The organism is Enterococcus sp. NBRC 3427 (genome assembly GCF_007996925.1).
Lineage (GTDB): Bacteria > Bacillota > Bacilli > Lactobacillales > Enterococcaceae > Enterococcus_B > Enterococcus_B lactis.
The window spans coordinates 1-15,031 of sequence record NZ_BJLL01000063.1; the positions used below are offsets into that span (position 1 = coordinate 1).

At 38.7% G+C, this 15,031-nt stretch carries 11 protein-coding genes, 1 riboswitch and 2 other annotated features; of the genes, 9 read left to right on the forward strand and 2 right to left on the reverse strand.

Annotation, left to right across the window (positions count from 1 at the left end; all coding sequences use genetic code 11):
* The first annotated feature begins 276 nt into the window (after positions 1-276).
* Both ESP02_RS11295 and ESP02_RS11300 read left to right on the forward strand, forming a co-directional pair.
* Complete coding sequence (locus ESP02_RS11295) at positions 277-2,370, forward strand: LTA synthase family protein (protein WP_002374032.1); 2,094 nt, start codon at positions 277-279, stop codon at positions 2,368-2,370.
* A 218-nt stretch (positions 2,371-2,588) separates the two neighbouring features.
* Positions 2,589-3,455, forward strand: a complete 867-nt coding sequence (locus tag ESP02_RS11300; protein ID WP_002374030.1) for an Rgg/GadR/MutR family transcriptional regulator — start codon at positions 2,589-2,591, stop codon at positions 3,453-3,455.
* Between the two features lie 21 nt (positions 3,456-3,476).
* On the opposite strand, the gene ndk is transcribed toward ESP02_RS11300, so the two are convergent.
* The gene (ndk, locus tag ESP02_RS11305) at positions 3,477-3,914 is read right to left on the reverse strand and encodes a nucleoside-diphosphate kinase (protein ID WP_002308328.1); all 438 of its coding nucleotides are present in this window, start codon (positions 3,912-3,914) and stop codon (positions 3,477-3,479) included.
* 172 nt (positions 3,915-4,086) lie between these two features.
* Positions 4,087-4,261, forward strand: a riboswitch (M-box (ykoK) riboswitch).
* A 342-nt stretch (positions 4,262-4,603) separates the two neighbouring features.
* Between ndk and mgtA the strand changes: the two genes are divergently transcribed.
* The 7 genes from mgtA to nhaC all read left to right on the forward strand — a co-directional run bounded on the left by mgtA (position 4,604) and on the right by nhaC (position 14,349).
* Positions 4,604-7,252: a magnesium-translocating P-type ATPase gene (gene mgtA / locus ESP02_RS11310; protein WP_002374024.1), complete on the forward strand. Its 2,649-nt coding sequence runs from the start codon at positions 4,604-4,606 to the stop codon at positions 7,250-7,252.
* A gap of 86 nt (positions 7,253-7,338) precedes the next feature.
* The gene (locus tag ESP02_RS11315) at positions 7,339-8,010 is read left to right on the forward strand and encodes an HAD family phosphatase (RefSeq protein WP_002374022.1); all 672 of its coding nucleotides are present in this window, start codon (positions 7,339-7,341) and stop codon (positions 8,008-8,010) included.
* Positions 8,011-8,086: 76 nt separating this feature from the next.
* Positions 8,087-8,320: a binding site (T-box leader), on the forward strand.
* Positions 8,321-8,361: 41 nt separating this feature from the next.
* Positions 8,362-8,600 (forward strand) — a binding site (T-box leader).
* A 59-nt stretch (positions 8,601-8,659) separates the two neighbouring features.
* Positions 8,660-9,733 carry a methionine ABC transporter ATP-binding protein gene (locus tag ESP02_RS11320; protein WP_025478465.1) on the forward strand — a complete coding sequence of 358 codons (1,074 nt, stop codon included), beginning with the start codon at positions 8,660-8,662 and terminating at the stop codon, positions 9,731-9,733.
* Between the two features lies 1 nt (position 9,734).
* On the forward strand, positions 9,735-10,415 hold the full coding sequence (locus tag ESP02_RS11325; RefSeq protein ID WP_002374019.1) for a methionine ABC transporter permease: 681 nt from the start codon (positions 9,735-9,737) through the stop codon (positions 10,413-10,415).
* 16 nt (positions 10,416-10,431) lie between these two features.
* On the forward strand, positions 10,432-11,271 hold the full coding sequence (locus ESP02_RS11330; protein WP_002374017.1) for a MetQ/NlpA family ABC transporter substrate-binding protein: 840 nt from the start codon (positions 10,432-10,434) through the stop codon (positions 11,269-11,271).
* 32 nt (positions 11,272-11,303) lie between these two features.
* On the forward strand, positions 11,304-12,527 hold the full coding sequence (locus ESP02_RS11335) for a M20 family metallopeptidase (protein ID WP_002374015.1): 1,224 nt from the start codon (positions 11,304-11,306) through the stop codon (positions 12,525-12,527).
* A 403-nt stretch (positions 12,528-12,930) separates the two neighbouring features.
* Entirely contained in the window at positions 12,931-14,349 is a 1,419-nt protein-coding gene (gene nhaC, locus ESP02_RS11340; protein ID WP_002374013.1) for a Na+/H+ antiporter NhaC, read from the forward strand.
* A gap of 75 nt (positions 14,350-14,424) precedes the next feature.
* On the opposite strand, the gene ESP02_RS11345 is transcribed toward nhaC, so the two are convergent.
* The gene (locus ESP02_RS11345) at positions 14,425-14,868 is read right to left on the reverse strand and encodes a DUF305 domain-containing protein (RefSeq protein WP_002299975.1); all 444 of its coding nucleotides are present in this window, start codon (positions 14,866-14,868) and stop codon (positions 14,425-14,427) included.
* Positions 14,869-15,031 lie beyond the last annotated feature (163 nt).

The window sequence follows — 15,031 nt, forward strand, 5'->3', positions numbered from 1 at the left end:
AAATAAGGAGCTGCGACAAGAATTTTGTCACAGCCTTTTTTTTTGTACGAATACCGAGAAACTGGCTTTTAAATACCGTGGAGTGAAGCGGTCACCACAAGACTTTTAGCTCTTCATTAGTTTAATCGCTTACATCGCAGCGGTTTTATGCTGTGAAAAGTGGACGGAATAATCTTTAGAAAGAATAAAAAAATCTTAAGATAACAACTTTTTTAGGAAATTTTCATTTTTCAGGAGCAAAATAAGAAAAAATGTGAATAGAGAGAAGTGATATACGTGACACAACTTAAAAAATTGTGCCAAAATCGTTTAGCAATCGTTTTGACAGCTGTTTTCTTTTTCTGGCTGAAGACGATCATTGCCTACTATGCAGATTTTTCATTAGGTGTGGAAGGTACGATCCAGTACTTTATCTTGTGGATCAACCCAATTGCGACTACCTTATTGTTTTTTGGCCTTTCTTTGTATATTAAAAAGCCAAAGCCAGCGTTAGCTATTCTTTTGATCATTGATATTTTAAATACGCTTTTGTTGTACTTGAATATTATTTTTTATCGGGAATTCACAGATTTCATTACAGTCAAATCTGTATTAGGCTTTTCGAAAGTGTCGCAAGGGTTGTCAGGAAGCTCCTTTTCTTTGATGAAGCCCCATGATGTCATCTACTGGCTGGATATCGCTGTGTTCATTGGGCTACTGGTTTGGTTGAAGGTCAAGAAAATACCTATCAAAAGCAACCCTGTCAGCAAACCGATGGCTATCGCTGTTACCTGTCTTTCAGGATTGATTTTTTCAGGAAATCTAGCGTTGAGCGAAGCCAACCGTCCACAATTACTGCAGCGGACATTTGACCGTTCCTATATTGTCAAATATCTAGGAATCGATGCGTACACTATTTATGACGGGATCAAAACAGGAATGACTAGCAGTGTTCGCGCGCATGCAAGCAGTAATGGAATTGATGAAGTTTTAGACTATACAAAGAAACATTACGCAGAGCCAAATCCTGAAACATTTGGGCTCGCTAAAGGAAAAAATGTGATTGTCCTTCATTTAGAAAGTTTTCAACAGTTTTTGATCAATATGAAGGTAGACGGACAAGAAGTCACGCCGTTTTTAAATAGTATTTTCCAGAATCAAGCAACGATCAGCTTTGACAATTTCTTTCATGAAGTAGGACAGGGAAAGACAAGTGATGCTGAAAACATGTTGGAAACTGGCACATTTGGTTTACCTCAAGGCTCATTATTCACAGAACTTGGGTCAGATAATGTCTTTCAAGCAGCACCAGCGATCCTTGGACAAACACAAGGCTATACAAGTGCTGTTTTCCATGGGAATGTAGCTAGTTTCTGGAATAGAGATCATGTATATAAAAATTTAGGGTATGACAATTTCTTTGATCGATCTTATTTTGATGAATCCGACGAAACGTTAGGTTATGGGATATTAGATAAAGATTTATTCAGAGAATCTGCCCAATATCTTGAACATCTACAACAGCCGTTTTACACGAAATTTCTTTCCGTAACCAACCACACGCCTTATTATACGGATGACAAGAATTTCGACTTTCCATCTTTGAATACTGGCAATAGCACAGTAGATAATTATGTTCGAACGGCACATTATCTGGATCAATCATTGGAACAATTTTTTACGTATTTGAAAAAATCTGGTATTTATCAAAATTCAATCTTTGTGATTTACGGGGATCATTTTGGGATCTCGAATACAGATAATAAAGATTTAGCAAGTGCTCTTGGTAAAGATCCAGATACATGGGATGAATTTGACAACGCACAGATGCAACGAGTGCCATTGATGATCCATATGCCTGGTTATACTAAAGGGACAGTCAATCATGAATACGGTGGAGAAATCGATGTTTTGCCGACATTACTACATCTATTGGGAATCGATGATAAAGATTATCTTCATTTTGGTACAGACTTATTATCTTCTCAGCATGATCAAGTAGTTGCTTTTCGAAATGGGAACTTTGTGACACCCAAATACACCGTTCTAGGAGGAAAAGCTTACAATAATCAGACAGGAGAAATCATCGATACGAAAGCAGCAGGAATCGATGAGGAAATCTCCAAAGATCAGGAAAAAGTCAAGACTGCGTTAAGTCTTTCAGATAAGCTGAATCAGGAAAATCTCTTGCGGTTTTATGTGCCAAACGGATTTGAGACGATTGATCCGAAAAAATATGACTATAAAAATGAAGCGGAACGTAATGAAGCAATCGAAAAGCAAAAAGGTGAACATTCGACCAGTGTCTTTTCAAAAAACGGCAATAAAACAACGACTAACCTATATCCAGTAACAGGAACCCATGCGGAGCAGCAAAAAAATACTCAATAAACTATCAAACCAACCTTCAGGGATTAGACAGCAGTCTCATGCTTGAAGGTTGGTATTTTTTATGAGAAAAACATTTTTTTATTTTTTTCGTGTATTTTTTCTTTTTAACGTATCTATTTATTGAATGCGGAAAATTTTAATTGAAATAATCATTCCTCTTATTGGCAAGCATTCTGGAAAAGCCAAGGGTTAATTTCAATTAAAAAAGGAGAACTATTATGTATGATGGAGAATTGATCAAGAAACTTCGAGTCAACAAAAAGCTGACGCAGTCCCAATTAGCGGAAGGAATCTGTTCTAAAACTTCGCTAGTCGGGATCGAGACAAATTCAGTGAAAAAAGTATCGTTTGGAACATTGAAATCATTTTTAGAGCGAATGAACATGACACTTGCCGAATATGAATGGATACGAAATCAGCTTGATGAGCCAAAAAAATTAAAGAAAAAAAGACGAATGCTAGATCGGATTCAAGAAGACAGCTTTGATCCTTACAAAGAAATTGCTAATAACCGCAGGCACTATAAGAAAACAGAAGATCTGTACTATTTGGTTTTGAATCTGCACATGTCCAAAAAAACAGAAGTATCTGAGACGGAATTTGAATTTTTGCGTTATGAATGTCGTATCATTGAAGAATATTTGATGCAAGTACCAGAGTATGGGCAATTTGAAGTATCTATTCTAGCTGATTTTCCTTGGATATTCAGTGATCGGTTTATTGAGAATAATTATTTGAAAATCAAAAAAAGAATGCGACGAATCGCGCAACTGAATAATCACGAGCAGTATCTTTTTACTTTTTTGACGAATTTGACTTTGTTTTATATAGAAAATGGTCGCTTAAAAAAGGCACGTAGCGTGAATGAAGATATGAAACGGAGTTTAGCACATAAAGAAAGAAGTACAGTGATTTATGAAACATTGATGGCGGATTATTACCAACGACTGATTTCCGCTGCTTTAGGGGAAGAAAAATCGGAAGACTACCAAGAGTTTTTCGCAGTGATAGAATATACATTAGGGAAGAATCAAAGGAATTCTTTAGAGAAAAAACTGCTGGCCATTGCTAAACCCAGCAGTTAGACCAACAGTTTAGGATTTGTATCACTTCGCCGCTTTTTCAGACGGTTTGTTTGTATCGAATGGTGGGAAAAAGCGGGCGATCTCTTTTGTTGCAGCATCACGGGAATCAGAAGCATGGATGATGTTTTCAGTCCCCGGCAATGCATAATCTCCTCGGATCGTACCTGGAACGGCATCAGCCGCTTTTGTTGCTCCGACCATCTTACGGACGATATCAATCACTTCCTCGCCGACCAGCACAAGATAAACGACCGGACCAGAAGTCATGTAATCGATCAGCTCATCAAAAAAACTGCGTTCAGTCAAGTGCTGATAATGTTCTTTTGCTAGTTCAGGTGTCATCGTTGCAAATTTCATTTCAGCAATGGCCAGTCCCTTTGCTTCAAAACGTTGGATGATGCTTCCGACCAAATGGCGTCTTACGCCGTCTGGCTTGATAATAACAAGTGTTCGTTCCATAACAGCACCTCGTTTCCTACTATAATTCTATTATAGCGGGAGGTGGAAAATGAGACAAATAAAACTGCGTAAGACAGGAAATATAACGCGTGTATTTTAAAAAAGTATGAAAAACATGGAAAATTAATTTGACATCCTCTTTTTTAGTTGTTATATTAACGAAGGAAAACCGAATAGGATTTGTTAGGTGAGGCTCCTATACAAACATAGGCTACTGCCCAAAAACGTCGAGAGACGCCAATGGGTAGAACAGGAATTGTCGAGATAAGGCTTTTCATAAGGTAGCTAAAAGCAGATATCTGCTTTTTACGTTGTACAGTGTCAAAACTCAACGATGAGATCTGAGAAGCTTTTTTTGATTTGCTTTTTCAAACCTTTCGCTGAGTATTTGGCGAGAGGTTTTTTTGTTGCCGTAAATCCCATCGGTGAAAAAACAAAAAGGGGGGTGAGCGAGTTGGGAAAATAACTATTCGAAAAATGATTGGAAGTCATGAATTAAAATTACTTAGTGAAGGAGATGAGAACAAATGGATGACAGTCATTCGAAAAACAAGGATTTAGAGGAAAGGCCAGGGCTATTATCTATCTGTTCTCAGCCCCTTTCAGCATTTTCTCTATCGATCCGATAAATAGCAAAAGACCAAAAACAGCGAGAACAGCTGTCTTTTGGACACAAAGGAGAGATCGAGATGGAAAAAAAGAAAGATACACAAAAAATCTATGCAGCTTTTGCTGGAAAAACGAAGCAAGAATTATTTGAATTGTTCCATGCATCAGCAAATGGATTGTCAGAAGAACAAATCGAGCGTTCAAGAGAAACTTATGGTGAAAATGCGATTTCATATGGCAAAAAAACACCATTCATTATAGAAATATTGAAAGCATACATCACACCCTTTACATTAGTGTTGATTGCATTAGGAATTATTTCATTCATTACGGAATACGTATTAGCCGCTCCAGGAGATAAAGATCTCTTCGGTGTAGCCATTATCTTCACTATGGTTATCGTCAGTGGGACGATGACGTTGATCCAGTCTGTGCGTTCTAATCAAGCAGCTGAAAAACTGAAATCACTTGTGAAAGTAACGGCAGCTGTCAAACGAAATGGCGAATATACTGAGATTCCTATGGAAGAAATTGTCTGCGGAGATCTTGTTCGGCTTTCAGCAGGAGATATGATACCAGCGGATATGCGTTTATTGTCCGCAAAGGATCTATTCATTTCCCAAGCAGCACTGACAGGGGAAAGCTATCCAGTAGAAAAGCATGCGAAAGTATGTGAAGACGATCAGCAAAGCGAAACAAGTTATGAAAATCTTGTCTTTATGGGAAGCAATGTCATCAGTGGAAGCGCGGAAGGAATCATTGTTTCTGTCGGAAATGAAACACTATTTGGGCATGTAGCAGAAACGCTATCTGAAAAACCCATCCAATCAAGTTTTGAATTAGGCATCCACAAAACATCCATGCTGCTGATCAAATTTATGTCATTGATGGCTCCAGCAGTTATCGTTATCAATGGGCTTACAAAAGGAGATTGGTTAGAAGCTTTTCTTTTTGGATTATCTGTAGCAGTTGGTTTAACGCCTGAAATGCTTCCAATGATCGTTACGACGAATTTGGTCAAAGGAGCAAGTGTGATGGCCAAAAAAGGAACAGTCATCAAAAATTTAAATGCTATCCAGAATTTTGGTGCAATCGATGTGTTATGTACGGATAAAACGGGGACATTGACACAAGATAAAATCATTCTTGAATATCATATGGATTGTGAAGGAAATGAAGATGATCGTGTTTTGCGCCATGCTTATCTAAACAGCTACTATCAAACAGGGCTGAAAAATTTGTTAGATGTGGCTATCATTGATGAAGCAGCAGAAACTTTAGATACAGATACGATCAATTATCAAAAAGTAGATGAAATTCCTTTTGATTTTGAACGTCGCCGTATGAGTGTTGTGGTCGCTGATCCAGCTGGCAAAACACAGATGATCACAAAAGGCGCGATTGAAGAAATGTTGAACATTTCTAAATTTATTGATCTTGGTGGTACTGTCGCACCATTAACAAAAGAACGAAAAGAAGCGGTGCTTGCAAAAGTACAATCACTTAATGAAGACGGCTTGCGAGTGATTGGTGTCGCACAAAAGACCAATCCAAGCGTTGTTGGAGAATTTTCAGTCAAAGATGAGTCAGACATGGTTCTGATTGGTTATCTTGCTTTCCTTGATCCGCCAAAAGAAACAACAAAACAAGCGTTGAAAGCTTTAAAAGAACATGGTGTAGCTGTAAAAGTTCTGACTGGGGACAATGAATTAGTCACACGGTCTGTGTGCCGTCAAGTAGGCCTAGAAATCAATGAATTGATTACTGGTGAGAAAATCTCAGAAATGAATGATCATGAATTAGCGCAAGTAGCTGAAGACCATGAAGTATTCGTAAAATTGAATCCTCAGCAAAAAGCACGTTTGACGACAGCTTTACGTAAAAATGGTCATACTGTCGGATTTTTAGGAGATGGTATCAATGATGCTCCAGCAATGAAAGTGGCTGATATCGGTATTTCCGTGGATACAGCTGTGGATATCGCAAAAGAATCAGCAGACGTGATCCTTTTAGAAAAAGATTTGACGATTTTGGAAAGAGGCCTTCTTTCTGGACGAGAAACTTTTGGAAACATCATGAAATATATCAAGGCTACAGCAAGTTCTAATTTTGGCAATATGTTTTCCGTACTGATTGCCAGTACGTTCTTACCATTTTTACCAATGTTGCCTTTGCAACTTCTGTTTTTGAATCTGATCTATGACGTTTCTTGCATTTCCTTACCATGGGATCGGATGGATAAAGAATATTTGGATGAGCCAAAGAAATGGAATGCATCTAGTATTGGAAAATTCATGGTTTATTTTGGTCCAACAAGTTCGATTTTTGATATCACTACTTACTTGTTGATGTATTTTGTTATTTGTCCTGCTGTAGTTGGTGGAAGTTTCCATACATTGGATAGCTCACAACAAGTGATTTTTATCGCATTATTCCATGCAGGATGGTTCGTCGAATCCCTGTGGACACAAACATTAGTGCTCCATGCATTGCGTACACCGAAAATACCATTTATCCAAAGCAATGCAACATTTGCCATGCTAGTTATCACTACATTAGGAATCATTGTTGGTTCAGTCCTTCCATTCACAGGATTTGGTGCTGAGTTAGGCTTGATGCCGCTCCCTGGAAATTACTGGTTATGGCTGCTTGTAACAGTCGTCGCTTATCTGGCGCTTGTGACAGCTGTGAAGAAAATCTATATCCGTCGATTCCAAGAACTCTTATAAGTGATACGGCTGGCTCTATGCTTCTGTTCATTTTGGATCAGTCATGCTAAACTAGGTGTATTGTTTTGGAAAGGATTAATGTATAGATGAAAGGTGCAATATTTGATTTAGATGGTTTGTTAGTGGATACGGAAAGAACGTATCGGGATGGTTGGCTTTGGGGATTCCAGCAATTTGATATTCATATCCCGAAAGAAATCGTTGACGCTTGGGGCGGAAAAAACTGGAAACAAAGTTTTGATATTTTAGTGCAGGCAGCAGGCAGTCCTGAAAAAGTGCAGGAAGTCCGAGCAAAGCGTGAAGAATATTTTTATCAACAGCTGACAAGTGGAGCTATCCAATTGAAACCCTACGCAAAAGAAATATTGACAGACTTAAAAGAACGTCATATGAAACTAGGAATTGCTACGACAACTGTTACGAAAAGAGCAACAGATATCTTGGGTCACTTTCAATTAGCCGATTACTTTGATACGTTTACGTTCGGAGATGAAGTATCGGAGAACAAGCCTTCACCAGTCCCTTATCTAACAGCTTTGGAGCGAACAGGATTAGAAGCTCCTTCAGCTTTTGCAGTGGAAGATTCTTTAGTAGGAGCGACAGCCGCTTCACGTGCAGGACTAGGCGTTGTTTTGATACCCGATTCCAGTTTTGTTCGAAATTATAGCGTCGAAGAGAAGGAAAAATTGAACCTTCTTGCGGAAGGGAAAGATCTTCGAACTGTTATTGAAATGTTAGATAAAAAAACAGAAAAATAAATATAGAAAAAATAATTTGGATTTCATGCTTGACTTTTCAGTTTTCCTCCTGTAGATTAATCCCAACAACAAAATATTGATTTCGTTGAGAAGGAAAGTAAGTTTGGAAACTTTGCAGAGAGGCTCTGGCTGGTGAGAAGAGTCAAGTAAGAAAAGCTGAAAATGGCCTTGGAGAATAATTTGTCGATAAGTAGGCAAATTCGGAAATGTTCGACCGTTAAAACGAACGCCAATCTCTCTTTTTGAGATGTTGGGCTTGAGGGAAGGAAACTTCCGAAAAAAGGTGGTACCACGATACGTCGTCCTTTTACTGACATAGTTTATGTTAGTAAAAGGATTTTTTTTTGAATATTATTTGCATTGAAATGGTAAGTACGATAGAAGAACCTTTGACAGAGAGCTTCGGTAGCTGAGAAGAAGCAAGGAACGACTATTGGAAAATGGCCATCGAGCAATTCATCCCGAGCATAGATGTAAGGCGATGACGGCTGCGACCGATATCTTGCTAGAGTATGATGGTACTTGAAGAGGAGTTGTGTGTGAACACAGCTTGAACATGAGGTGGTAACACGCAAAAAGGCGTCCTCAAGAAAATGACTATTTTTCATTTTCTTGAGGATGCTTTTTTTATAGACAAGGAGGAATGTTAATGATTGAATTGCGAGATGTTTCTGTATGTTTCAAACAAAAAGAAAAAGAGATACAGGCAGTAGATTCTGTAGATTTAACGATTGAAAAAGGGGATGTTTATGGGATCGTCGGTTACTCAGGTGCAGGAAAGAGTACGTTAGTCCGCGTGATGAATTTGTTGCAGAAACCAACAGCAGGAGAAGTCATCGTCAATCAGACAAATTTAAGCCAGCTCTCTCCAAAAGAATTACGAAAAGAAAGAAAGGCCATCGGTATGATCTTTCAGCATTTCAATCTAATGGAAAGCCGAACGATTTTTGACAACGTAGATTTTTCTCTAAAGTATTCTGGAAAATCAAAACAGGAACGTCGTCAAAAAGTGAATGAACTACTGGAACTTGTCGGTCTGGAAGAAAAAGCATCTGCGTATCCTAAACAATTGTCGGGGGGACAAAAACAACGAGTGGCAATCGCGCGAGCTCTGGCAAATGAACCTAAAGTGTTGTTATGCGATGAAGCAACTAGTGCACTTGATCCGAAAACGACCCTTCAGATCCTTGCACTGTTAAAAAAATTAAATCGTCAACTAGGTCTGACAATCGTCCTGATCACTCATGAGATGCAAGTTGTCAAAGAAATCTGCAACAAGGTAGCGGTTATGGAAGCGGGGAAAATCATTGAAAAAGGTAGCAGCATCCAGATTTTCAGTCATCCTGAAGAAGAATTGACTAAAGATTTTATTCGGACAGCGACACACCTTGACCAAGCATTGGAAACAATCAGTGCCCATGCTGCTTTTGCCGATCAGATTGCAAATAAATGGTTGGTGGAATTAAGTTATATCGGAAACCAGACGAACGAACCTCTAATCGCTCATCTTTACAGCAAGTACCAAGTAACAGCGAATATCTTATACGGTAATGTAGAGCTATTACAAGAAACACCCTTAGGAAGTTTGATCGTTACTTTAGCTGGAGAAACCAAACAGCGGCAAAAAGCATTGGATTATTTGATCAAATCTGGTGTAAAAATAACTATTTTACAAAAAAATGAATTAGATAACCGTATCAAAGTCATCGAAGGAGGAAGCTAAAATGACTGAATTTGTTAAAACATATTTGCCGAATGTCTATTTGATTCCGGATGAATTCATCGAAGCGACAAAGCAAACACTATATATGTCTTTTTGGACGGCATTCATTGGTGGGATTATCGGAATCATCTTAGGTGTGACGTTAGTAGTGACGCGTCCAAATGGATTACTAGCTAACAGGCTGCTGTTCGAAATACTTGATAAATTGATCAATATCATTCGTTCCATCCCTTTTATTATCTTGCTTTCCCTTTTAGCTTTGACTACTCGTTTTCTAGTTGGAACGACGATCGGTGCCAAAGCAGCTTTAGTCCCTTTGATTTTTGGCGTTGTCCCGTTTTTTGCCCGTCAAATCGAGAATGCACTGCTAGAAGTTGATCCTGGGGTGATCGAAGCAGCAGAAGCGATGGGCACGAGCCCAATCGGCATCATTTTACGTGTTTATTTGTTAGAAGGGTTACCTGGTATCATTCGGGTCTCAGCGTTGACGATTATCAATGTGATCGGACTGACTACCATGGCCGGAGCAGTAGGTGCCGGAGGATTAGGGAATCTTGCTATATCGAGAGGATATAATCGATTCCAAACAGATGTAACGATTGTCGCTACATTATTGATTCTGGTCTTAGTTTTTTTGAGTCAATTTATCAGTAATCAACTGATTAAAAAAATCACACATTGAAAGTGGAGGAGAAAAAATGAAAAAAATTATTCGTGTTGTAGTCATTACATTTGTAGCAGTTATTTGGTTGGCAGGATGCAGCCAAGGAAAAGCAGCTACAACTGACAAAAAAGAAACTACCGTAAAACTAGGGATCATTGGGGAAGATACAGATGTATGGGACGATGTGAAAGACCGTTTGAAAAAGGAAAACATCCATTTGGAATATGTGAAATTTACAGATTACAATCAGCCAAATGCGGCTTTAGCAGATGGATCGATCGATTTGAATTCCTTCCAACATCAATTCTTTTTAGACAATTACAATGAAGAACACGGAACTGATTTAGTATCGATTGGGAATACGGTTAATGCACCATTGGGAATTTATTCCAATACGTTAAAAGATGTGGCTGATATCAAAGATGGAGCAAAAGTTGCAATTCCTAATGATGTCACGAATGGCGGCAGAGCTCTTCTGTTATTGCAAACTGCTGGATTGATCAAAGTGGACAAGGCAAAAGGCCAAGCGCCAACTGTTTCTGATATTACCGAGAATAAAAAAAATCTAGACATTTCTGAATTAGATGCTTCCCAAACAGCACGTGCTTTGTCAGATGTAGATATTTCAGTCATCAATAGCGGTGTAGCTGTAGATGCTGGATTTAATCCCGCTTCTGATGCAATCTTCTTAGAACCAGTTGATGACCATGCACGTCCTTATGTCAATATCATCGTTGCAAGAAAAGAAGATGAAGACAATAAAACGTATCAAAAAATAGTAGATGCCTATCAAACAGAAGAAACAGCCAAAGTAATCGAAAAAACATCAAAAGGTTCAAGTGTACCTGCGTGGGAAACATTCGGGAGAAAATAAGAAAAAAACGACTAGCATAGGAGGAAATTTTTATGACAACAACACTCTCAACAAATCAATTGAAGGATTTGATCCAATACCGTTTACCAGAATATCAAGCACTTGCACTAGCTATCCACGACCATCCTGAAGTAAGTAATTATGAATTTTATTCCTCAGCAGCTTTAATCAAACAATTGGAAAAAGAAGGGTTCTGGGTAGAAAAAGAAGTAGCTGGGCACCGAACAGGTTTTGATGCACGTTATATTTCCAATAAACCAGGTCCGACAATTGCCTTTTTGGCAGAATTTGATGCTTTACCAGGTATTGGTCATGCATGCGGACATAATTTATTTGGTACTTACTCCGTATTAGCAGCCAGCATAGTGAAACAATTCATTGATGAGATTGGCGGAGAAATCCGTGTGTATGGTACTCCGGGGGAAGAAGGAGGCGAAAATGGATCAGCTAAGGGAAGCTTCGTTCGGGAAGGGTTTTTTGAGGATGTCGATGCAGCATTATGTGTCCATCCAGCTTTTCGTTATGGGAAAACGACAGAATCTTTAGCAAATGATCCAGTCGATATCAAATTTTACGGTGTCGCTTCTCATGCAGCAGCAGCACCTGAAAAAGGAGTAAATGCTTTGGAAGCCTTGATCCAAGTGTTTAACGGAATCAACGCTTTACGCTTGCAATTGCCAAAAGATGTTAATATCCATGGAATCATTACAGATGGAGGCGTGGCGGCCAACGTCATACCAGACTACGCTGCTGGACGTTTCTATTTACGTGCAGGAAATCGACAAACATTAGACAAAGTATATGAAAAAGTGGAAAATATCGTACGAGGCGCTGCATTAAGCACGGGTACGACTTTTGAGTTTGGATTGTTCCAAAATGCAGTCGATGATGTCATCGTCACGCCTTCTTTCGATAACTTATTCTTCCAACATGCAAAAGAAGCAGGTGTTCCTGATGAAGAAATAGAAACGGAACAAAGAACAAGTCTAGGTTCTTCTGATGTAGGAAATGTCAGCCAAGTCATTCCAACGATACAGCCTACTGTAGCAATCTCTGAGACATACATTGCCGGACATACAGAAGAATTCAAAGCTGCTGCTAAAAGTGAAAACGGACTTGCTTCTATTGCGATTGCAGCGGAATTACTTGCCAATACAGCTCTAGATTTATTGAGAGAACCCAAGCTATTAGAAAAAATCAAACAAGAACATCAAGAAATAGTAGCAAGAAAAAAACAAGAGGGCGCTACTTTCTAGTAAAAAGATAAAGTTGTGAGTGAAAGTTATAAAAATAATTTTCAGAAAAATGAAAAAACATTTTCTTTTTCATTGACAAATGATCTTATGGAAGGTAAACTTCATACAAGTCAACTTTTCACGCAGTAGCGGTTAGGTGTTTTGTTCAGAAAGTCGGTGGTCGCTGCGAACCGATCAAGCCTAATTGACGAATTACATGGAAAGTCCATACATTTGAATAATCGTTTGAAAGTGAAAAACAGATCTGTTTTTAATTAAGGTGGTACCGCGGAGTCATTCGTCCTTAGTTGAAAGCAGGTCTTTTTATTTTTATAAAGGAGGAGTCGCGGATGAATTGTGGCGGAGTAATCCGATATCTTAACTTTTTTAGAACATAAGAACAACTAAAAAAGGAGAGATTATCATGGAAAAAAAAGGAACACCAAGTTTTTTAGAAGCAACACTTGTATTAATGGTCATTGTTTTAGGCATTGCGATTGGCGTAGTCGGATTAAAGGTTTCACCTAATATCACGATTTTGGCAGCTATCGGAATGGTCATGTTGTACGCAGTGATAAAAAAATACCCGACAGATTGGCTGCACGAAGGGATCATCAATGGCATCAAACCTGGGATCATTCCAATCTTTATTTTTATTTTAGTCGGTTCATTGATTGCTGTATGGATACAAGCAGGAATTATTCCAACCCTCATGGTCATTGGATTTAAATTGATCAGTGTCCAGTGGTTCGTCCCTTCTGTATTTGTTGTTTGTGCAATCGTAGGTAGCGCTGTAGGGAGTGCCTTTACGGTTATGTCAACGATTGGGATTGCATTTTTTGGTATTGGGACAACACTAGGACTAAATCCAGCCCTTGTAGTTGGAGCCATTGTTTCAGGTGCCGTTTTTGGAGACAAGATGTCTCCATTATCCGAATCAACAAATTTAGCAGCAGCTATTGTTGATGCCGATTTGTTCAAACACATCAAGCATATGATGTGGTCGACTGTTCCGGCATTTGTTGTTTCTTTCTTTTTATTCATGATTTTAGGACACACAAGTAAAGCCGCAAGTCTTTCATCCATTCGTGAAGTGACCGATATTCTAGAAGCAAACTTTACTATTTCGATCTGGTCACTGATTCCTCTATTTTTAATGCTCTTGTGTGCATGGAAAAAGGTGCCGGCAATTTTGACGATTTTGTTGAATATCGCTGTAGCAGTAGGAATGATCTTTATTCAAAACCCACAAACTTCCTTAACGAAATTGGCAGGGGTCATCGAATCTGGATTTGTTTCAAATACTGGAAACCAACAAATCGATTCACTGCTTAGCCGTGGAGGAATCGAAAGTATGATGCCAACTGTGTCATTGATTATTCTAACATTGTCATTAGGTGGTTTGTTGATCGAATTTGGGTTGATCTCAACCGTTATGGAACGAGTATCAAGAAAGATGACGAACACTCCAAAATTGATTTTTACAACATTGATGACAAGCATCGGAGTAAATATCTTTATTGGAGAACAATTTCTATCTGTTATCCTGCCTGGTAATGCATTTAAAGAAACTTACGAAAAAGCAGGTTTTGATCCAACTGTATTAGGGAGAACACTAGAAGATGGTGGAACAGTAATCAACTACTTAGTGCCTTGGGGGATCGCCGGAAGTTTCGTAGCAAGTACATTTGGCATTCCTACACTCACTTACTTGCCATTCGTGTTTTTCAGTTTGCTTTCACCTGTGTTTTCGATGGTCAGTGCCTTTACAGGTTGGGGGATCTCAAAGAAATTTATGAAACCGCAAGAAGCAGTAAGCAAGACAGCGCAATTAGAACAATAAAAACAGGATGTTTATGTGAAAAACTGCCGAGAAACTTTCGTTTCCCAGCAGTTTTTCTGTTTGGATAGATAATGGTCATTCCATTTCTTTGATCATTTTTTTCATTTTATCGATCTCTTCTTCTTGTGCCTGAATGATTTCTTCCGCTAATTTTTTTACTTCAGGATCTTTTAAATCAGCTCGTTTACTTGTCAAGATAGCAATAGAGTGATGAGGGATCATTGCCTTCATCCACGCCGTATCGTTGACAGTTGTTTGGCTTCGTACCATAAATAAGGAACCGGCAAAAACAAGAAGACTAGCGGCTAAAATCATAACATTTATCTTTTTGTTTTCATACATTTTCCACATGAACAACAACATAATGACTGCCATGACTGCACCCATCATCAGCGCCATGAATACACGTGTGCGACTGAAGAAGATATGGTCGAGCGCATAAACATTCAAATACATCATACCAAACATGACTACCGTCGAAACACCAATCATCAACAAGAACTTCCAATACTTTTTCATTTAAAACAAACTCCTTTTTCTTCATTCCTTTCTTCTATCATGTCATGAGCGTGGAGAACAATCAATTAATCTGCACAGATGGTTTTTGAACACCGTTTATCAAGAGGTCGTGAGCCTGCCGTTTAACGCTGAGTCAGAAGGAACAATTTCAAAAAACAGTTTC

Bases quoted from the DNA above. Each gene is read 5' to 3' on its own strand.
- ESP02_RS11300 (WP_002374030.1), top strand. From the start codon at position 2,589: ATGTATGATGGAGAATTGATCAAGAAACTTCGAGTCAACAAAAAGCTG.
- ndk (WP_002308328.1), bottom strand. From the start codon at position 3,914: ATGGAACGAACACTTGTTATTATCAAGCCAGACGGCGTAAGACGCCAT.
- mgtA (WP_002374024.1), top strand. From the start codon at position 4,604: ATGGAAAAAAAGAAAGATACACAAAAAATCTATGCAGCTTTTGCTGGA.
- ESP02_RS11315 (WP_002374022.1), top strand. From the start codon at position 7,339: ATGAAAGGTGCAATATTTGATTTAGATGGTTTGTTAGTGGATACGGAA.
- ESP02_RS11320 (WP_025478465.1), top strand. From the start codon at position 8,660: ATGATTGAATTGCGAGATGTTTCTGTATGTTTCAAACAAAAAGAAAAA.
- ESP02_RS11325 (WP_002374019.1), top strand. From the start codon at position 9,735: ATGACTGAATTTGTTAAAACATATTTGCCGAATGTCTATTTGATTCCG.
- ESP02_RS11330 (WP_002374017.1), top strand. From the start codon at position 10,432: ATGAAAAAAATTATTCGTGTTGTAGTCATTACATTTGTAGCAGTTATT.
- ESP02_RS11335 (WP_002374015.1), top strand. From the start codon at position 11,304: ATGACAACAACACTCTCAACAAATCAATTGAAGGATTTGATCCAATAC.
- nhaC (WP_002374013.1), top strand. From the start codon at position 12,931: ATGGAAAAAAAAGGAACACCAAGTTTTTTAGAAGCAACACTTGTATTA.
- ESP02_RS11345 (WP_002299975.1), bottom strand. From the start codon at position 14,868: ATGAAAAAGTATTGGAAGTTCTTGTTGATGATTGGTGTTTCGACGGTA.